General features: G+C 67.0%; 16 protein-coding genes and 1 tRNA gene. 9 read left to right on the forward strand and 8 right to left on the reverse strand.

The features are described 5' to 3' along the window. Positions 1-174: 174 nt before the first annotated feature. Positions 175-702, forward strand: a complete 528-nt coding sequence (locus ASD75_RS19280) for a midcut-by-XrtH protein (protein ID WP_056747426.1) — start codon at positions 175-177, stop codon at positions 700-702. Positions 703-799: 97 nt separating this feature from the next. Here ASD75_RS19280 and ASD75_RS19285 read toward each other — a convergent pair whose 3' ends face one another. Both ASD75_RS19285 and radC read right to left on the reverse strand, forming a co-directional pair. Next, complete coding sequence (locus ASD75_RS19285; protein ID WP_082565095.1) at positions 800-1,516, reverse strand: Smr/MutS family protein; 717 nt, start codon at positions 1,514-1,516, stop codon at positions 800-802. Then, complete coding sequence (radC, locus tag ASD75_RS19290; protein WP_056747428.1) at positions 1,513-2,226, reverse strand: DNA repair protein RadC; 714 nt, start codon at positions 2,224-2,226, stop codon at positions 1,513-1,515. The genes ASD75_RS19285 and radC overlap by 4 nt, the downstream gene beginning before the upstream one ends. An 88-nt stretch (positions 2,227-2,314) precedes the next feature. Here radC and ASD75_RS19295 point away from each other — a divergent pair, with 88 nt between their 5' ends. Both ASD75_RS19295 and ispH read left to right on the forward strand, forming a co-directional pair. After that, complete coding sequence (locus ASD75_RS19295; protein WP_056747429.1) at positions 2,315-2,779, forward strand: peptidylprolyl isomerase; 465 nt, start codon at positions 2,315-2,317, stop codon at positions 2,777-2,779. Next, positions 2,779-3,774 carry a 4-hydroxy-3-methylbut-2-enyl diphosphate reductase gene (gene ispH / locus ASD75_RS19300; RefSeq protein ID WP_056747430.1) on the forward strand — a complete coding sequence of 332 codons (996 nt, stop codon included), beginning with the start codon at positions 2,779-2,781 and terminating at the stop codon, positions 3,772-3,774. The genes ASD75_RS19295 and ispH overlap by 1 nt, the downstream gene beginning before the upstream one ends. A 131-nt stretch (positions 3,775-3,905) precedes the next feature. On the opposite strand, the gene ASD75_RS19305 is transcribed toward ispH, so the two are convergent. Next, positions 3,906-4,634: an HPP family protein gene (locus ASD75_RS19305; RefSeq protein WP_056747431.1), complete on the reverse strand. Its 729-nt coding sequence runs from the start codon at positions 4,632-4,634 to the stop codon at positions 3,906-3,908. Positions 4,635-4,802: 168 nt separating this feature from the next. Here ASD75_RS19305 and ASD75_RS19310 point away from each other — a divergent pair, with 168 nt between their 5' ends. The 5 genes from ASD75_RS19310 (at position 4,803) to mnmH (ending at position 9,796) form a co-directional block, all read left to right on the forward strand. Then, positions 4,803-5,741: a threonine/serine dehydratase gene (locus tag ASD75_RS19310; RefSeq protein ID WP_056747432.1), complete on the forward strand. Its 939-nt coding sequence runs from the start codon at positions 4,803-4,805 to the stop codon at positions 5,739-5,741. A 170-nt stretch (positions 5,742-5,911) separates the two neighbouring features. Beyond that, on the forward strand, positions 5,912-7,228 hold the full coding sequence (serS, locus tag ASD75_RS19315; RefSeq protein ID WP_056747433.1) for a serine--tRNA ligase: 1,317 nt from the start codon (positions 5,912-5,914) through the stop codon (positions 7,226-7,228). 33 nt (positions 7,229-7,261) lie between these two features. Further along, positions 7,262-7,351 (forward strand) — tRNA-Ser (locus tag ASD75_RS19320). 286 nt (positions 7,352-7,637) lie between these two features. Continuing rightward, positions 7,638-8,690, forward strand: a complete 1,053-nt coding sequence (gene selD / locus ASD75_RS19325; protein ID WP_056747434.1) for a selenide, water dikinase SelD — start codon at positions 7,638-7,640, stop codon at positions 8,688-8,690. After that, complete coding sequence (gene mnmH, locus ASD75_RS19330) at positions 8,690-9,796, forward strand: tRNA 2-selenouridine(34) synthase MnmH (RefSeq protein WP_056747435.1); 1,107 nt, start codon at positions 8,690-8,692, stop codon at positions 9,794-9,796. Before selD ends, mnmH begins: the two co-directional genes overlap by 1 nt. On the opposite strand, the gene ASD75_RS19335 is transcribed toward mnmH, so the two are convergent. The 5 genes from ASD75_RS19335 to ASD75_RS19355 all read right to left on the reverse strand — a co-directional run bounded on the left by ASD75_RS19335 (position 9,797) and on the right by ASD75_RS19355 (position 16,186). Continuing rightward, positions 9,797-12,133 (reverse strand): CHASE2 domain-containing protein, encoded by a 2,337-nt coding sequence (locus tag ASD75_RS19335; protein WP_056747436.1) that lies wholly within the window; start codon positions 12,131-12,133, stop codon positions 9,797-9,799. 103 nt (positions 12,134-12,236) lie between these two features. Next, complete coding sequence (locus ASD75_RS19340) at positions 12,237-13,925, reverse strand: FecR domain-containing protein (protein WP_235511659.1); 1,689 nt, start codon at positions 13,923-13,925, stop codon at positions 12,237-12,239. A 128-nt stretch (positions 13,926-14,053) separates the two neighbouring features. Further along, on the reverse strand, positions 14,054-14,752 hold the full coding sequence (locus ASD75_RS19345) for a response regulator transcription factor (protein ID WP_056060880.1): 699 nt from the start codon (positions 14,750-14,752) through the stop codon (positions 14,054-14,056). 118 nt (positions 14,753-14,870) lie between these two features. Continuing rightward, positions 14,871-15,878 (reverse strand): formylglycine-generating enzyme family protein, encoded by a 1,008-nt coding sequence (locus ASD75_RS19350; RefSeq protein ID WP_082565096.1) that lies wholly within the window; start codon positions 15,876-15,878, stop codon positions 14,871-14,873. 47 nt (positions 15,879-15,925) lie between these two features. Next, positions 15,926-16,186, reverse strand: coding sequence for a hypothetical protein (locus ASD75_RS19355; protein WP_056747438.1), 261 nt, complete (start codon positions 16,184-16,186; stop codon positions 15,926-15,928). A 179-nt stretch (positions 16,187-16,365) separates the two neighbouring features. On the opposite strand from ASD75_RS19355, the gene ASD75_RS19360 reads away from it, so the two are divergent. Continuing rightward, positions 16,366-18,360, forward strand: a complete 1,995-nt coding sequence (locus tag ASD75_RS19360) for a CHASE2 domain-containing protein (RefSeq protein ID WP_162251098.1) — start codon at positions 16,366-16,368, stop codon at positions 18,358-18,360. The last annotated feature ends 1 nt before the right edge of the window (position 18,361 follow it).

Here is an 18,361-nt window from a genome sequence, read left to right on the forward strand (position 1 = left end):
CCGAACGGCAGCTTCGGTGCACGGAATCTCCTTGACGGTGTTGTCAGCGGCGGCTCATGATGGGCACAAATGCCGTCTCTTGGAGACAAAGTGTTACGTGTTAGAGTGACCGTCATGGGCTAACCATGGCTCCCCATCAGGGCCCATCTCCCGCCATTCTCTCTTGGAGTCACTATGAACCGAATCGCCATCCGCCAATCGGCCTGCGCAGGGTTGGGGCTGTTTTCCTCGTTTGCGGTGCTGGCCCAGCCGGCTTCCGGCGGAGTCATCAGCTTCGGATTGGGTTCCTCCATTCCCACCTTGTCGGATTGGGGGATGATGGCTTTGGTCGGTGCCTTGGGACTGTTTGCCTGGAATGCCTTCCGCCTTGCGGGGCACGGAGCCAAGTTCTACTCTCTGTTGGCTGCGGCGGTGGTGGTGACCCTGGTATTGGGTAGTGTCTTTGGCGCACGCAATGCCTACTCGAATGGCAGCATCAATGCTGCCAACTACATTGGGTCTTCGTACAACTTCCCGGCCAATATTGACGAGGTGGTCTACAACGCCGGGGATAAAGATGTGTTTATCCTGAGCATTCAGGCGACTCCCGGTTATACGGTCGTGACGCCCAATACCCTGCCCCAATGCCAGGTAGGAATGAAGATCCCAGCCCATAGCGCCATTCCCTTTTGCTACGTCCGGGTTCAGGGTGGTCCGGTTTGAGCGGAAGCTTTACGGTCAAATCTTAGAAGAATATCGTGCGGGTGATGCCGTATGATTGCTCTGAAATATATAGCGATCAGTGCTTTTATGGCAAGCGCTAGGGCCTATTTCGCAACATCTTCCGCGCTGAGCGCAGCAGCACCACCAACGCACCTGCTCCACCTTCATCTCCCCGGGCTTGCACAAAGGCCAGGACTTCGTTTTTCTGCACCAGCCAGCTGTGTACCCGACCTTTGAGCACCGGACTTTTCCCCGGTGAACCCAGGCCTTTGCCGTGCACCACGCGCACGCAGCGCTTGCCTTGCTTTTGCGCGTCGCGCAGGAACTGGCCCAGGGCCTCGCGGGCTTCGTCGGTGCGCAGCCCGTGCAGGTCCAGCTGGGCCTGCAGTGTCCACTCTCCCTTGCGCAGCCGCCGCGTGATGTCCGGCCCCACGCCGGGGCGGCGAAAGCTCAGGGCCTCGTCAGTTTCGAGCAGAGAGCTCACATCAAAGTCGTCGCTGATGGATTCGAGCAGCACGCGCTGTTCGTCCAACTGGTGTTGCACGGGGATGGGAGGGGGCAACTTGGGCTCATGCTCCACGGTGCCGGGGGGGCGCATGCGGTGCACCGGGCCCACAGCCAGTTCGAAAAAGCGGTGGGCATCGCGGGCGCGGAGATCGGCCTCCTGACGGGCCTTCTCGTGTGCGGCGGCCTCGGCGCGGTCTTGTTCCAGTTGCTTGCGAATCTGCTTCAGGTCTTGCAGCGAATGTATGACATTGGCAGCATTGGTCACCGAGGTGTCAGCGATGGAGGAACGAGATGGCCGAGGGCTCATACCAGGCCCTTTTCTGCCATCGACAGCGCCTGGCCCGGCGCCACGATCACGTGGTCGAGCACGCGCACATCCACCAGGGCCAGCGTGGTCTTCAGGGTCTGGGTCAGCGCCTCGTCGGCGCGGCTGGGTTGCACGCTGCCGCTGGGGTGGTTGTGGGCCAGCACCACAGCGGCGGCCTGGTGGTGCAGGGCGCGCAGCACCACCTCGCGCGGGTACACACTGGTCTGCGTGAGCGTGCCGCGAAACAGCTCCTCCAGCGCCAACAGGCGGTTTTGTGCGTCCAGAAACAGCACCGCAAACACCTCGTGTCCCTTGGCGGCCAGGTGCAGTTGCAAATAGTGCTTGACGGTATCGGGCGAGTCGAACACCTCGCGTTCGCGCAGCTGCTGGGCCAGGGCGCGGCGGGCCAGCTCCAGCACGGCCACCAGCTCGGCGCGTTTGGCGGGGCCCAGGCCCTTGATGCGTTCCAGGTCGGCCGCGCTGGTGTGCAACAGCCCGGCAATGCCGCCAAAGCCGCCGGTGAAGGCGCCCGTGTCCGGGTCAATGCCGGGCGGGTCCAGCAGCTCCTGCGCCATCTGCAGGACGCCCTTGCCCACGATGCCCGTGCGCAGCAGGATGGCCAGCAGCTCGGCATCGGCCAGCGCGGCGGGGCCGCGCGCCAGCAGTTTTTCGCGGGGCTGGGCGTCGGCGGGCAGGTCTTTGATGGCCATGGAAGAGGAGGTGGTACGCGCCAGCAGCGGTGGCTGCGGTAGGGGTTTGCCCGGTTTTCTACAATCGGGGCAGTTTATCGGGACTCTCATGACCTCTACCGCCACCCCCCTTCCCACCGTTCAGCCGGGCTCCTTTCTCACGCTGCACTACCGCCTGGCTGGTCCGGTGGGGGATGTGATCAACACCTTTGCCGACAAGCCGGCCACCCTGTCGCTGGGCACGGGCGAGCTGTCGCCAGCCGTGGAGCAGCGCCTGCTGGGCCTGGCCGAGGGCACGCGCACCACGTTCGAGCTGCCTGCGGGCGAGGCCTTTGGCGAGCGCAACCCCGACATGCAGCAGTGGGTGGCGCGCAAGCTGATGAACGAGCTGGGTGACCCCGACGAAAAATACAACGTGGGCGACGTGGTGCAGTTCCCCACGCCCGACGGCCAGGGCAGCTACGCCGGGGCCGTGATGCAGGTGCGTGACGACGGCGCCGTGCTGTTCGACTTCAACCACCCGCTGGCGGGCCAGCCCGTGACTTTTGAAGTGCAGCTGATCGGGATCCTGTGATGCTGGCGCCGAAAGAAATCCTGCTGGCCGAGCCGCGCGGCTTTTGCGCCGGGGTGGACCGCGCCATCGAGATCGTGGAGCGCGCCATCCAGAAGTTTGGCGCCCCCATCTATGTGCGCCACGAAATCGTGCACAACACCTACGTGGTGAACGACCTCAAGGCCAAGGGCGCGATCTTCATCGAAGAGCTGTCGGACGTGCCGCCTGGGGCCACGCTGGTCTTCAGCGCCCACGGCGTGAGCAAGGCGGTGCAGCAAGAGGCCGAGGCGCGTGGCTTCAGCATTTTTGACGCCACCTGCCCGCTCGTGACCAAGGTGCACGTTGAAGTGGCCAAGCTCGCCAAAGAGGGCTACGAGTTCATCATGATTGGCCACAAGGGCCACCCCGAGGTGGAGGGCACCATGGGCCAGCTGGACCACGGCATCCACCTGGTGGAAGACGTGGAAGACGTGGCGCGCGTGCAGCCTGCGCAGACCGAAAAGCTGGCCGTGGTCACACAGACCACGCTCTCGGTGGACGATGCGGCCGAAATCTCTGCCGCCGTGCGTGCGCGCTTCCCCAGTGTGCGCGAGCCCAAGCAGCAGGACATCTGCTACGCCACGCAAAACCGGCAGGACGCCGTCAAGGTGCTGAGCCCTCAGGTGGATGTGGTGATCGTGGTGGGCAGCCCCACCAGCTCCAACAGCAACCGCCTGCGCGAGTTGGCGGCCAAGCTGGGCACCACCGCCTACATGGTGGACAGTGCTGATGAGCTGCAGGGTGAGTGGTTCAAGGGCCGTTCGCGCGTGGGGCTCACGGCGGGCGCATCGGCGCCTGAAATCCTGGTGCAGCAGGTCATCGACCGCATCAAGGCGCTGGGCGCTGTGTCGGTCCGCACCATGGCGGGCATCGAGGAAACCATCAAGTTCCCGCTGCCCAAGGGGCTCAAGATCGACGCGGCCACGGGGCTGGAGATTCGTGAGCGCACGCCAGAGACAGGTCCATCGGCCCACTGACGGTGGCGTGAAGGGCCGCCGGTGATCGTGCAAGGGCGCCATCAGGCGCCCTTTTTTTGTTTACTCCTGAATTGATAGCGTTCGGCGCATATTCTTCTAGCACCAGCGGCCATTTTTATTCAAATATTCCCTTACAGGGGCACGGCGGGCCCGCTCCACAGGTCCAGTGGCGGGTCGGCTGCCACGGAGCGCAGGATGTCGGTGCGCGAGATAAAGCCCGACAGCACGCCCGCCTCGTCCGTCACCGGCAGGCCCGGCAGGCCCGTGTCCAGCAGCACGGCGGCCACGCGGCGCAGCTCGGTGTCGGGGGACACCGTGGGCACCGGGCTCACCATCACCTCGGCCACCGGGCGGCGGGCCAGGTCAATGGCCTGTTTGACGGCGCCGGGCTCGGGCAGCAGGTCCAGTGGCGCCATGTCGGCCCTCAGCAGCAGTCCGATCACACGGCCCAGCGCGTCCAATACGGGCGCCTGCGCCACTTTGTGCTCGGCCAGGGTCTGCCAGGCATCGTTCACACGCACGTCGGGCGCCACACTCACGCCGCCGGTGGTCATCACATCGCTCACCTTGGTCAGCGGCTGGCGGGTGCTGGCCTGTGGGCCTTGCTCGGTCTGTGCGTAGGCGCTCACGGCGTCGTGCATGCGCAGGTTGACGATGGCTGCAGGCGCAGCAGCGTTGGTGTCGGCCGCAGTGGGGCGGGGCGGGGCCGTGAAGACGGGCCCTGGCTGGCCATCTTGTGCGTCCATGGCCCGCGTGCGCAGGGCCTGCGGGCGCTGCACGCTGCGCACCGCAGAAATACGTGCCAGGTTTTCGGGGCCACCCCGGTACATCTGGCCTGACGGGCCGAAAACAAAGAACATGATTTTTCTCCTGCGCGCAGGCCGGCCAGCGCGGTGGGGTGGGGACTGCTCTGCCCATGTTATCGGCAGTTGTGCGGCGCGCGTGCAGTCAGCGTTGTGTCTGCATGTTGCGGGCAGCCCCTACACTGCCCCCTTCTTTTGACACCATCTGCCATTCGGAGCCCCTGCATGATCGACCGCGCCGCCATTGCCGCTGCCCGCCGCCAACTGGCCACCCAGCCCGACTTTCTGCGCACCACGCCGCTGATGCGCCTGTCCGGCAAGTCCTTGGGCGCGGACTGTGCAGAGGTCTGGCTCAAGCTGGAGCATTTGCAGGTGGGCGGCAGCTTCAAGGCGCGCGGCATGTTGTACCGCCTGCTGGCCAACCCGGTGCCAGAGAGCGGTGTGATCATTGCCTCCGGCGGCAACGCCGGCATTGCCGTGGCGGCGGCCGCCCAGGCCCTGGGGGTGCGCTGCGAGGTCTTTGTGCCTGAGGTCTCGCCCGAGGCCAAACGTGCCCGCCTGCGCGCGCTGGGGGCAGAGGTGGTCGTCACCGGCGCCGCATATTCCGAAGCCTTTGAAGCCTGCGTGGCCCGTCAGAAGGCCACGGGTGCGCTGCAGGCCCATGCCTACGACCAGCCCGAAGTGGTGGCAGGCGCGGGCACACTGGCGCTGGAGATCGAAGAGCAGGGCGGCCGCTTGCCCGACTCGGTGCTGGTCAGCGTGGGCGGTGGCGGCCTCATTGGCGGTGTGGCCGCGTGGGTGGAAAGCCGCGCCCATGTGGTCGCACTGGAGCCCGAACGCGCGCCTACGCTGCACGCCGCGCGGGCTGCGGGCCAGCCCGTGGATGTGGATGTGGGCGGCGTGGCCGCTGACTCGCTGGGTGCCAAGCGCATCGGTGCCATTGGCTGGGAGGTGAGCCAGCGCCATGTGCACGACGCGTTGCTGCTGCCCGATGACGCCATCCGCGCGGCCCAGCTGTGGCTGTGGAAGGAGTTGAAACTGGCTGTGGAGCCCGCCGCCGCGCTGGGCCTGGCCGCACTGCAAACCGGCGCCTACAAGCCCCAGCCACAAGAAACGGTGGCCCTGATTCTCTGCGGCGCCAACTTTGATCCGACAAATCTATAGCCCCCTGGGCCGCTGCGCGTCTTCCCCCTCAAGGGGGACGCCCCCAGCGCGGCGGGACGGCCCTTGCGCGGGGGCCCTGATCTGGTACGTGCCAGTTGCCAGGGCTCTGCACGACAGCTGTGCCGTTGCTCTGAACTTGGCTTTTCTGCCAGCCCTCTAAAATCGACCCCATGCTTGACATTCTTCTCCTCCGCAAAGACCTCGACACCGCCATCGCGCGGCTGGAAACCCGCAAAAAGCCCCAGGCCTTCCTGGACGTCTCCGCTTTCCAGGCCCTGGAGTCTGAACGCAAGACGCTGCAGACCCGAACCGAAGAGCTGCAGGCCCAGCGCAACCAGCTGTCCAAGCAGGTCGGCATGCTGATGAGCCGGGGTGACAAGGACGGCGCCGAAGCCGTCAAGGCCCAGGTGGCCGCAGGCAAGGTGGAGCTGGAGCAATCCGCCGCGCGCCTGGAGCAGATCCAATCCGAACTGTTGGCCATGTTGGTGGCCGTGCCCAACTTGCCGCACGAGTCCGTGCCGGTGGGCAGCGACGAAGCTGGCAATGTGGAAGTGCGCCGCTGGGGCGCGCCTGCCAATTTCGATTTCGAGGTGAAAGACCATGTCGATGTCGGCACCCCGCTGGGCCTCGATTTCGACATGGGCGTCAAGCTGTCGGGCTCGCGCTTCACCGTGATGAAGGGCCCCATCGCCCGCCTGCACCGCGCATTGAGCCAGTTCATGCTGGACGTGCAGACGCAAGAGCACGGCTACACCGAGTGCTACGTGCCCTATGCCGTGAACGCCGACTCGCTCAAGGGCACAGGCCAGTTGCCCAAGTTCGAAGGCGACCTGTTCGCTGCCAAGAAGGGCGGCCAGGATGGCGAGCCCGTGCCCGACAACGCGGCCCTCTACCTCATCCCCACCAGCGAAGTACCACTGACCAACTTTGTGCGCGACGTGGTGGTCGCCGAGGCCGACCTGCCCATCAAGCTCACGGCCCACACGCCGTGCTTCCGCTCCGAAGCCGGCAGCTACGGCCGCGACACGCGCGGCATGATCCGCCAGCACCAGTTCGACAAGGTCGAGATGGTGCAGATCGTGCACCCCGACAAGAGCTACGAAGCGCTGGAGGAAATGACCCGCCACGCAGAAGCCGTGCTGCAAAAGCTGGGCCTGCCCTACCGCGTGATGAGCCTGTGCACCGGCGACATGGGCTTTGGCGCCGCGAAGACCTACGACCTGGAAGTGTGGCTGCCCGCGCAGAACACCTACCGCGAGATCAGCTCGGTGAGCAACTGCGAAGCCTTCCAGGCGCGCCGCCTGCAAGCCCGCTTCAAGAATGCCCAAGGCAAGAACGAGCTGCTGCACACTCTGAACGGCTCGGGTCTGGCCGTGGGCCGCACGCTGGTGGCAGTGCTCGAAAACTACCAGCAGGCCGACGGCAGCGTGACGGTGCCTGAGGTGCTGCGCCCCTACCTGGGCGGCACCGCTGTGCTCAAGCCCTGAAAATCTGGCTATAATCGAAGGCTTCGACACATAGGAGAGGTGGCAGAGTGGTCGAATGTACCTGACTCGAAATCAGGCGTAGTGGCAACACTACCGTGGGTTCGAATCCCACCCTCTCCGCCAGCATCAAGGCCCTGTAGCTATCTAATCAATAGCACAGGGCCTTTTTTTTGGGTCCGTTGGAACAATTCAGGCGGCTCGCTGGCCCGCTTCGGATGGCGCTGGTGAAGCGGCTCGCTGGCCCGCTTCGGATGGCGCTGGTGAAGCGGCTCGCAGATTCGCCATGGTGTTCGTATCGCTGTGCAGACGCAGGACGGGTAGGGTATTCGTTGCATTGCATGGCCGCGTTCCGCGCAGCGCCAGAATACGGGTAGCGCGCCCCGCGCCTGATGCCACGAAAGAACCTCGCATGCTCCCTGAGACCCTGACAACATCCCCCATCCGCCTGACCCAGTACAGCCACGGGGCGGGCTGTGGCTGCAAGATCAGCCCCAAGGTGCTGGACGTGATCCTGGCGGGCAGTGGGGCGCAGCACCTGGACCCCAGGCTCTGGGTGGGCAACACCTCGCGGGACGATGCGGCGGTGTATGCCCTGGATGCAGAGCGCGGCGTGGTGTCCACCACCGATTTCTTCATGCCCATCGTGGATGACCCGTACGACTTCGGGCGCATTGCTGCCACCAATGCGATCAGCGACATCTACGCCATGGGTGCCGATCCGCTGATGGCCATTGCCATCCTGGGGTGGCCGGTGAATGTGCTGCCGCCCGAGGTGGCGCGTGAGGTGGTGCGCGGGGGGCGTGCGGTGTGCGACGCGGCGGGCATTCCCCTGGCAGGCGGTCACTCCATCGATGCGCCGGAGCCCATTTTCGGCCTGGCGGTGACGGGCATCGTCGAAAAGCGCCATCTCAAACGCAACGACACGGCCACGGCGGGTTGCCGCCTGTATCTGACCAAGCCCCTTGGGATCGGCATCCTGACCACCGCAGAGAAAAAGGCCAAGTTGCGCGCACAGGATGTGGGGGTGGCGCGCGACCTGATGTGCACGCTCAACCGGCCAGGGAGCCGATTCGGCCGGCTGGCAGGCGTGGCAGCCATGACGGATGTGACCGGCTTCGGCCTGTTGGGGCATCTGGTCGAAATGGCGGAGGGCAGCGGCTTGAGCGCTGTGATTGACTACGCGGCAGTACCCCGCCTGGAGGGAGTGGACTACTACATGGACCAGGGCTGTGTGCCCGGCGGCACGCTGCGCAACTTTGACAGCTACGGCGCGAAGATTGCGCCTCTGACAGAAGTGCAAAAGCACCTGCTGTGCGACCCTCAGACCAGCGGGGGTCTGCTGGTGGCCGTGAGGCCGGAGGGCGAGGCCGAGTTCCTGCAGGTGGCCGCGGAAATGGGCCTGGCGCTGCAGCCCATCGGTCAACTCATCCCGCGACAGGCCTTTGCCGTCGAGTTGCGCTGATGCCCGACAACCTGACGGACTACCGGCACATCTTCCTGAACGATGTGCCCATGATGGATGTGCGCGCGCCGGTGGAGTTTGGGCAGGGCGCGTTTCCTGGGGTTGCCAACCTTCCCCTGATGGACGACGGCGAGCGTCAGCAGGTGGGCACCTGCTACCAGCACAAGGGCCAGGAGGCCGCGATTGCGCTGGGGCACCAGCTGGTGTCTGGCGGCATCAAGCGCCAGCGCATTGAGGCGTGGGCGCAGTTTGCGCAGGAGCATCCACAAGGCGTGCTGTACTGCTTTCGCGGCGGGTTGCGCTCGCAGATCGTGCAGCAATGGTTGCTGAACGAGGCGGGCATCGACTACCCCCGGGTGGTGGGGGGCTACAAGGCCATGCGCGGGTTCCTCATCGGCACCACGCAGGCTGCGGCGGCGGAGTGTGGGTTTGTGGTGCTCAGTGGCCTGACCGGCACCGGCAAGACCGAAGTGATTGCGCAACTGTCCAACGGCTTGGACCTGGAAGGCCATGCCAACCACCGTGGCTCCAGTTTTGGCCAGCGCGTCAGCGGCCAGCCGACGCAGATCGATTTTGAGAACCTGCTGGCCATCGATGTGCTGAAGAAACGAGCACGGGGCCATGCGACTTTTGTGCTGGAGGACGAGGGTCGCCATGTGGGCAGCTGCTCGGTGCCCCTGGAGCTGCGGCAGCGGCTGGAGCAGGTGCCCATCGTCTGCCTGGAGGACGCTTTCGATGCCCGTGTGGAGCGCATCTTGCGCGACTATGTGTGGCAGCAGTGCGCAGATTTTGTGGCTGTCCATGGCGAGGTGGCGGGTACCGACCTGTTTGCAGCGCGGTTGCTCGATAGCTTGGGCAAACTCGCCAAGCGCCTTGGGGGCGACCGCTACCAGGCGCTTCGTGGGTCGATGCAGGCAGCGCTGGTACAGCAACGCAATCAGGGTGACCTGTCTCTGCACCGCGGCTGGATTGCTGCACTCATGCGCGACTATTACGACCCGATGTATGCCTACCAGCGGCAAAGCCGGGCTGATCGCATCGTTTTCCAGGGCGACCACCGGGCGGTGCTCGATTTTCTGCAGTCGCAGTCAGCCCCTCGCCGCTAGCTATTGCTCGTGCTCGTCCGGCGGCGCATCCAACCGCTGCGGCAGCACCAGCCGGAACTCGGCCCCCCGCCCTACGTCGCTGTCCACCTCCAGCGCCCCGCCGTGGCGCAGCACGACGGTCTGCACCAGTGCCAGGCCCAGGCCGACCCCTGCTATGGCCGGGTGGCTGTGGTCGTGCAACCGCTGGTAGGGCGTGAACAGACGGCCTTGCTGCTCGGGGGCAATGCCCGGGCCCTGGTCCCGTACCGACACCACCCAGTGCGTACCTCGCGCCACGATGGCGCATTGCACCGTGCCGCCATCGGGGCTGAACTTGATGGCGTTGTGGATCACGTTGGTCAGCGCGCGGGACAGCAGGGCGCGGTCGCCCAGGCAGGGCGCAGTGTCTGGGGTGGACACCGTGCGCACGTCCACGTTGCGGTCACGGGCCAGGGTCCAGAGGTCGTCGGTGGTTTCGGATAGCAGGGCGGCCAGGTCCAGCGGCGCCATGCGGTATTCCTGCGTCTGCGCGCTGGCCAGTTGCACAAAACTTTCGGCCATGCCCAGCGAAGCCTGTGCATAACGTTCGATGCGCTCCAGCAACTCGTGGTCCGACAGGCGGCCGGGGTAGGCACGCTGCATCTCCAGCAGCGTCAGGATGGACGCGTTGGGCGCGCGGATGTCGTGCGAGATGAAGTGCATCGCCTGGTCGCGTTGCTGCAGCGCACGGCGCATCTCGGTCAGGTCCACCAGGGTCAGCAGCCAGCCTGCATTGGCCAGGTTGGTGAAAGGCTTGCACTGCACCAGTAGGCTGCGGCCCCGGGCGTCGGTGCCCTCGGTCTGTTCTGGCAAGGCAGCATGTTGCAAGGCTGCCTGGGTAACGATCGGCTCTTGATTCCCTGTCTGCACCAGGTCGGCCAGCAGGTCCACCACGGACAGGCCCTGCAAGGAGGGCTGGGCGGACCCACCCAGGTGTTGGCGGGCCGCCTGGTTGGCCAGCAGGATTTCACCGTCGGGGGCGCAGACGATGGTGGGTGAGGGCAACTGCTGCAGGCTTTCGCTCACGAACTGGTGCAGGTCACGCAGCTGGCGGGATGCGCGCTCCACGGCGTTGATGCGGCGCTCCAGAAAGTCGGCGGAGTCTCCGGGCCGTCTGCGCAAGCGCATGGCCAGGCCTTGGCGCTGAAGGTTCTCCATCTCCAGCCGCAGAAAGTGCGCAGCCGCGCTCAGGCGCCGCCAGCTCCACAGCGGGTAGGCCAGCGCCAGGCCCAGCAAGGCGGCGGCCGGAGCGAACTGCAGACCTGCCCACCAGGGCAGGGCCATGCTCAGCAGCAAGGTGGCCAGGGCCAGCCCGGCGCTGGTCAGCAAGGCGGCCAGGGGGCCGATGAGCAGCAAGGCCACCAGCGCACAGGCCACAGGCACCAGGTTGAAGGCGATGTTCAAGGCCTGCGGTGCGCGCACGATGTGTTCGCCGACCAGGCGGGCATCCAGCACATGGGCAACCACCTCCACGCCCGGCATCAGGCGCGACTGCTGGCTGACGGGCGTAGCAAACATGTCGCCCAGCCCCGAGGCTGCAGCGCCGACCAGCACGTACTTGCCCTCCAGTGCTCCGGCTGGCACCTGGCCACGCAGCACATCAATGTAGGAGTAGGTGGTGAAGGGCGATGGCCCGGCGGCGTAGGCGATGAGCGTGGGGTCATTGCGTTGCCAGGGGCTGGTATCCGATGCGCTGGCGGGCGAGGGCGCGCAGGCGGCCACAGATTGACGGTCTGCCACGCACTGCAGCGCCGTGCTGAAGTGATGCCAGGGGGCGGCCGCCGGGCCTTCCTGCAGGTACAGGCTGCGCACCACGCCATCGCTGTCTGGCGCCACATGCACATGGCCCAGGCCGGCGGCAGCCTCGGCAAATGCGGGCCAGGGCAGGTCGGTCTGGTTGCTGACCGAGCCATAGCCGCGCCGCAGCACGGGCAGCACCACACGGGCGCTGCGCCGGATGGCGTCGGTGAGCAGCACGTCGTCCTCGGGATAGTCCAGGTCGGCTTCGTTGAACAGCACGTCCATGCCGATGGCACGGGGGTTCTGGGTGGTCAGGCGCGAGATCAGCTCGGCATGCAGCGCCCGGCGCCAGGGCCAGCGGCCGATGGCGGCGATGCTGGCGTCGTCGATGGCCACCATCACGATGTCGGGGTGTGCGGGCCGCGAGACCAGTCGCATGCCTGCATCCTGCACCAGGTGGTTGACGCGGCTCAGGCTATCCGCGGTGCTGAGCCAGGTCACCAGCGCCATCAGCGCGCAGGCCAGCAGCGCCCATTCCAGGCGGCGTCGGCGGCGGCGCAGGTGGGCGATGGTCAGCATGAAAGGGGTGGTGGGATGCGGGGCGTCTGCTCAGCGCATGCCAGGGCCGCTGCGCGCGCTGGTGCGACCCGCACGGCTGGGCTGGACGGGCTCCATGCCCCGCTCAAGGGCGCCCCACGGGCGTGCCGCTGCTGGTGGACACCGGCAAACCCGCACCGGTGCGGATGCCAGTGCCCACGCGGATCTTGCGCGGGGGGGAGAAATCGCTCTCCAGCCCGCTGGCATCCAGCACCTGGATGCGCACCAGGTACTCGCCGGCGGCGAGGTTGCTGGCCGTCCAGGTCGGGGCGTCGAGCACGGTGTCCTCTGCGACCTTGGCAAAGTCCAGATCGGTAGCCACAGTGCGCTGCAGCCGGAAGCGCTGGCCCGCCTGGGCAGGCCAGTGCAGGCGCACGGTCGGGTCTCCGTCCTCCGCCTGCAGAGCTTGCAGGGACAAGGCGGTCGGCCGGTCGGCCACCGTGAAAGGCTGTGGCGGTGCAAACGGCCCCTGGTCTGCCTGCCCGTCGGGCAGCGCCAGCAGGCTGGCGATGCGCCAGAAGTAGCTGCCTGCGGGCAGCGCCCCCAGGGGCAGGCGGCATTCGGTCAGGCGCTGCTCGTCGCGCAGGGGCTGGGTGAACTGGGCGTCGGCGGCCACCTGCACGCGGTACCAGCGCACGCCGGGGACTTCCGTGCAGCGCAGCTCGGCCGCGCCACTGGGTACGACGGCGCCGGGCGCAGGGTGCTGGTACAGCGGTGCGACCGGGCGTGTTTTGACGGTGAACGGCTGCACGGCGGGCAGGCCCGCGATGCCTGCATCGTCCAGTGCCCGAACGGCCAGGTAGTAGCGGCCATCGTCCAGCGCCTTCCAGCGCAGACGGCCGTCGGGGAAGCTGCCATGGCGCAGCACCTGGGTGAACGTCGGGTCCTGCGCCACCTGCGCCACATACCGGGTGGCCCCGGAGGCCATGGGCAGGTCGATGGCCAGCAGTCCCGCATCGCCCAGTGTGGTGGGCATGCCGGAGGTATCGGGGGCGGGCAGCAAAGGACGGGGGGCGCCCACCGTGCCATCCGTGGCCACTGCCAGACCCTGGCCCGGAGCCAGCAGCGCGGTCGGCGCCTCGAGTGCAGCGCCGGGCTCGCTGTCAGTGTCACGCCGCGATTGCACCGCGACAGAGCCATGCTCTACCGACGCCGTGGTCTGGCCCGAATCGGCCAGTGCCACGCTGAACTGCGTGCCCCGCACGCTGGTCACCGCCAGCGGTGTGCGGATCTCCATGCGGCGCAGGGGCTCGGCGCTGAGGGGCACGGTCGATTCCACGCCGCCCTTGTGCATCTCCAGCACTGACTGCACGCTGCCTGCGCGCCCCCGCCGACGCAGCTGGCGCAGCTGTAGCTCGGACTGCGCCTGTACCCGCACCACGGTGCCATCGGCCAGCTGCACTGCCACGAACGACTCGGGGCCCACCTTCAGCTCGGTGCCTTCTTCCAGCTTGCTGCCGGTCGCAATGGGGGCGGGCGTGCCGCTGCCCCGCGCCTGCGCCGTGACCTCGCCCTGCACAAACTGTACGGTGGCCGATTCGCTGGGCTGCAGTCGCACGGGGATGAAGATCAACGAGCCCGGCTGCAGACGCTTGGGGTCGGCCACCTTGTTGCGAGCTTGCAGCAACGGCCACTGGCGCGGGTTGGCGAGGTAGCTGCGGGCCAGTCCTTCCAGGGTGTCGCCCTCTTTCACGGCGTGGGCAATTTCATCGCCTTGTTGGGGGGCTGCCGGGGCAGCGACCGGCTGGGCCGAGAAGGCGGTGGTTGCTGCCACGCACAACAGGGCTGCAGCACTTGAGTGCATGCGAAATGGCAGGGGGGTGATCAAGTCATGTCTCCTTCATGGGGCACGGAACGGGCAGGCATGCTGGTGGCAGAGCCCGCCGGACTCTGTCGCGGCCTTCAGCCTTTGTGCTGGGCTTCGACGGCTTCAAAACGGTAGCCCACGCCATACACCGCTGTCACGATGAAACCGTTGGCGGGGCGCAGGTCGAGCAGGGTGCGCAGGCGCGAGATGTGGGTGTCCAGCGAGCGCGACATCACATCGGCCACCTGGCCCCAGACGACTTCCTTGAGGTGGTCGCGCGACAGCAGTCGCCCCATGTTCTGGAACAGGAACAGGGCGAGGTCGTATTCGCGGTTCTTCAGCTCCACCGCCACTCCGTCCATTTCGATGGACCGGGTTTCGGGCAGGAAGCGGTAGCGGCCAAACTCCATCACGCCGCCGGTGTTGTCGGGGTAGGCGCGGCGCAGCAGGGCGGCCACGCGGGCATTGAGTTCGCCGATGCGCACGGGCTTGACCATGAAGTCATCCGCCCCACTGCCCAGGCCTTCCACAATATCGCGCTCCTCCTGGCGGTGCGTGACGAACAGGATGGGCACGCGGGCCGCAACGTTCTGGCGCACCCAGCGCACCACCTCGGGTCCGGTGGTGTCGGGCAGGTGCCAGTCCACGATCAGCAGATCAAAGGTTTCGCGGCGCAGCGTGCGCATCAGCTCCGCACCGGTCAGGTGGGTATGGCACACATGGCCCATCGCCTCCGTGGCCTGCTTGATCAGATCCAGCTGAAGCGCATCGTCGTCCAAAGCGGCTATGCGCATGGTTCTCCCCATCCAAAATCGAACTGCGGATTATTGGCGATAACTACCACGGCGCGGGCTCGCGCCGAGCGGAACGAGAGGGGATTTGACATTTGTTAACCCTCCCGGCCCGTGGTGGTCACTGCGCGGGGGGCTCTGCCGCTACTTCACGCACCAGTCGCATGCCGACCAGCGTGTAGCGCGTCTCCGGGCTGTTCCAGTTGCGGTAGCCGCAGCGTGCATAGAGCGCCCAGGTGTGCCACGAGCCACCCCGGCGCACACGCACACTGCCCGTGGCCGGACCGGTGGGGTCGTTGCGTGGAGACTCGGCGTAGTAGGTGTCGCCATGCCAGTCGCCCGTCCACTCCCAGGCGTTGCCCAGCATGTCGTACAGCCCGAAGGCATTGGGGGCAAAGCGGCCTACCGGCGCGGTAAACGCGTATCCGTCGTTGCCCACCAGCGCGTGCTGACGCCAGCGTGACCACTGAGGGGCTGCGGCCTGGTCGAAGGTATTGCCCGCTGAGACCAGCTCTTGCGGGTTGTCACCATGCGGGTACAGGCTGCGGCTACCCGCGCGGCAGGCGTATTCCCACTCCGCCTCGGTGGGCAGTCGGTAGCGATGGCCCTCGGTGCGGCTGAGCCACTGGGCCATGGCCTGCGCGTCGTTCCATGTCACGTTCACCACGGGGTGGTCCGGGCCCTGCGCAAAGCCGGGGTTGCGCCACGAGTAGCGCGGGTCGCGCCCCTCGAACGCATCGCCGCGCCGCGTGGTGGCCGGGTCGTAGGCGGGGTTGTAGCCATAACCCCCAGTGCCGTCGGCCTCAGACTCTGGCCGGTAGCCGGACGCCTCCAGGAAGCGCTGGAACTGCCCCACCGTGACCTCGTGCTGGCCAAGGTAGAAATCGCGGGTGATCAGCACCTCGTGCGCTGGCGATTCATCTGCCAGGTCGGTCAGGCGCTTGCGCTCCAGCAGCGGGAAGTTCTTTTCCAGCGTTTCGACGGGGGGCACGCCCCCCATCCAGAAGGTGCCCGCAGGCACACGGACAAAGGCCATGCCCAGGCTGTTGACCCAGGGCGATGTGACTGTGCCCGCCTGGGTGGACGGTGTGTGCTGGCAGCCCGCCAGCAGTGCGGACAGAGCCAGCAAGGCCGCACCGCTCGCCCAGCGGCGGCACGCTGGTGGGGCCGCTGGCCTCAAGGCTTGTCCTGCAACTCGCTCACGCATTCAAACAACAGACGCGAGCCATCGTTGCGCAACAGTTTGGCGTGCAAGGCCATGCGCTGGCATTCGCGGCTGGCCGCCGCATACGCCTGGGAAGTGTCGGGCCCGTAGACCGGCACGCTGAAGGTGCGGTCGCGGCCCGAGGCCATGGGGCCCGATGGGCCGTAGGGGTTGGTGGCATTGCAGCCCGCCAGCAGGGCCAGCACGGACACGGAGGCACATAGCAGTTTCATGGAAGTCTCCCAAACCGATCAAAAGACCAGTTTACGCACATGCCCGGTGGCTGCCCATAGGTGTTGTGCGGGGCATCCATGGCGCGAGTCATGCGTGTAAGCCCCCACTGTGCACGCGCAGGCACAGCCACTACAGTGGGTGCTGCGTGCACTGCTGCATGCAGCGGTGGAGGGGCGGGATGGCAAGTGCAAGTACGCGAGCACCGGTTACACAAGACGCCTGGCGGCCCTGGGCGTTGCGGGTACTGCTCGCGCTGGGCTTCATGGCGCTGCTGCCCGCTCTGCCGGTGTGGACGCCGCTGCAGCGGCTGGAGCAAGACCTGCTGGCCAGTTGGACCGCTGCGCCGCCGCCCGATGTGGGCGTCCTGGTGGTCGGGCTGGACGAACCCAGTCTGGCGGCGCTGAACCTGACCCCGCCCCTGCCGCGCCGCCTGCACGCGCAACTGGTCCAGGCCTTGTCTGCGGCAGGCGCTTCGGCGCTGGGCATCGACATGCTGTTTGCCGCACCACAGTCCTCTGAGGACGATGCCGCGCTTGCGGCGGCCCTGCAAGGGCGCATGCCAGTGGTGCTGGCGGCAGCCGATGTGGCGGTGAACACCTCGCAGGTAGCCCAGTACCGGCAGACCGTGCCCTCGGTCTTCCCCATGGCACGCCAGGGCAGTGTGGCCGTGCAGCCAGACGATGACGGTGTGCTGCGCCTTGCGCCCACCCAGGGCGATGCCCTGTGGAAGGAGCTGGCGCGCAGCGGCGGGCGCAGTTTTCAGCCCCCACCGCCGGGTGCACTGCTGCGCTACTACGCCCCAGAAGTCCCGCTGCCCTATGCCCACTACACCCAGGCGCTGGAGGCCGGCCGGGCGCTGCCGGCTGTGGCCGTTCAGGGGCGCCTGGTGATGCTGGGACAGAACACGCCGGTGGATGGAGTCGATCAGTTCGCCACGCCCCTGCGTGCACTGGGCGCGGGCACGCAGTCCGGCGTGCTGGTGCATGCCACGGCCCTGGTCAACGGCTTGGCGGGGGACTGGGTGGTGCCCGCCCACCCGGCAGGCCCTTGGCTGCAGGCCATTCTGGCCGTGGGCTGTGTGGCCGCTTTGACCCGGCGCTGGCGCGGTGGGCGGGCGGTGCTGTTCAGCGCAGCATTGGCAGTGCTGGCCCTGGTGGGTGGGCTGTGGGCCTACCTGGCAGGGGTGTGGTGGACGGCGCTGCCCACGCTGGTGGGCGTGGCGCTGCATTTGAACGTGGGTGCAGCCGACAGCTACTGGCGCGAGCACCGCCGCCGCGAACAGCTGCGCGCGGACTTTGCCCGCTACGTGCCTGCCGCTGTGGTCGACGCCCTGGTGGCCGACGGAGCCCAGCCGCAACTGCATGGCGAGCGCCGTGTGCTGACGTTGCTGTTCTCTGACCTGGCAGGCTTCACCGCCGCCAGCGAGCACTTGCCGCCCGAGGCCGTGGCCCAGGCGCTGAATGCCTACTTCTCGCGCATGACCCACACGGTGCACCAGCACGGTGGCACGCTGGACAAGTTCATCGGCGACGCCGTCATGGCGTTCTGGAACGCACCGTTGCCTGATACCCGGCATGCGGACCGAGCTCTGGCCTGCGCACTGGCCATGCAGGCCGACATGGTGGACCTGCGGGCCCAGTGGCAGGGCACACCGTTTGCCCAGGTGCAACTGCGCATTGGCTTGCACACGGGCGAGGCGGCGGTGGGACACCTGGGGTCGCATGAGCGCTTTACGTACACCGCCGTGGGCGATGCGGTGAACACTGCCGCGCGGCTGGAGGGGGCCAACAAGGCCTTTGGTACAGGCATCCTGCTGTCGGGCGCCACGCGCGATGCGATGGAAGCGCAGCAGGCGGGTGGTGCCCCAGAGGCGATGCTGATGTGGCTGGACACCGTGGTGCTGGCCGGGCGCAGCACCGGCGTGGATGTGTACACCCCGTGCGGTGACACCACGCTGGCCTCCATCAGCCAAACGCTGCGGGGCCATTGGCAGGCTGCGCGTTGGGCGCAGGCCCTGCAGTGCTGTGCCGATGCGTGCGCACACGCGGCAGCGCATGCCCCGCAGTGGCACGGGCAGGCGCTGCGCTGGCAGGCCCGGGTGCAGGCCCTGGCGGATGGCCCTGCAGTGGGCGCCACCCCCGTATTCACCGCGCGGGCGCTGGACAAGACCTGAG

This window comes from Acidovorax sp. Root568 (assembly GCF_001427445.1).
GTDB lineage: Bacteria > Pseudomonadota > Gammaproteobacteria > Burkholderiales > Burkholderiaceae_C > Acidovorax > Acidovorax delafieldii.

Coding starts and splice junctions, on each gene's coding strand:
- ASD75_RS19280 (WP_056747426.1), top strand. CDS start 175: ATGAACCGAATCGCCATCCGCCAATCGGCCTGCGCAGGGTTGGGGCTG.
- ASD75_RS19285 (WP_082565095.1), bottom strand. CDS start 1,516: ATGAGCCCTCGGCCATCTCGTTCCTCCATCGCTGACACCTCGGTGACC.
- radC (WP_056747428.1), bottom strand. CDS start 2,226: ATGGCCATCAAAGACCTGCCCGCCGACGCCCAGCCCCGCGAAAAACTG.
- ASD75_RS19295 (WP_056747429.1), top strand. CDS start 2,315: ATGACCTCTACCGCCACCCCCCTTCCCACCGTTCAGCCGGGCTCCTTT.
- ispH (WP_056747430.1), top strand. CDS start 2,779: ATGCTGGCGCCGAAAGAAATCCTGCTGGCCGAGCCGCGCGGCTTTTGC.
- ASD75_RS19305 (WP_056747431.1), bottom strand. CDS start 4,634: ATGTTCTTTGTTTTCGGCCCGTCAGGCCAGATGTACCGGGGTGGCCCC.
- ASD75_RS19310 (WP_056747432.1), top strand. CDS start 4,803: ATGATCGACCGCGCCGCCATTGCCGCTGCCCGCCGCCAACTGGCCACC.
- serS (WP_056747433.1), top strand. CDS start 5,912: ATGCTTGACATTCTTCTCCTCCGCAAAGACCTCGACACCGCCATCGCG.
- selD (WP_056747434.1), top strand. CDS start 7,638: ATGCTCCCTGAGACCCTGACAACATCCCCCATCCGCCTGACCCAGTAC.
- mnmH (WP_056747435.1), top strand. CDS start 8,690: ATGCCCGACAACCTGACGGACTACCGGCACATCTTCCTGAACGATGTG.
- ASD75_RS19335 (WP_056747436.1), bottom strand. CDS start 12,133: ATGCTGACCATCGCCCACCTGCGCCGCCGCCGACGCCGCCTGGAATGG.
- ASD75_RS19345 (WP_056060880.1), bottom strand. CDS start 14,752: ATGCGCATAGCCGCTTTGGACGACGATGCGCTTCAGCTGGATCTGATC.
- ASD75_RS19355 (WP_056747438.1), bottom strand. CDS start 16,186: ATGAAACTGCTATGTGCCTCCGTGTCCGTGCTGGCCCTGCTGGCGGGC.
- ASD75_RS19360 (WP_162251098.1), top strand. CDS start 16,366: ATGGCAAGTGCAAGTACGCGAGCACCGGTTACACAAGACGCCTGGCGG.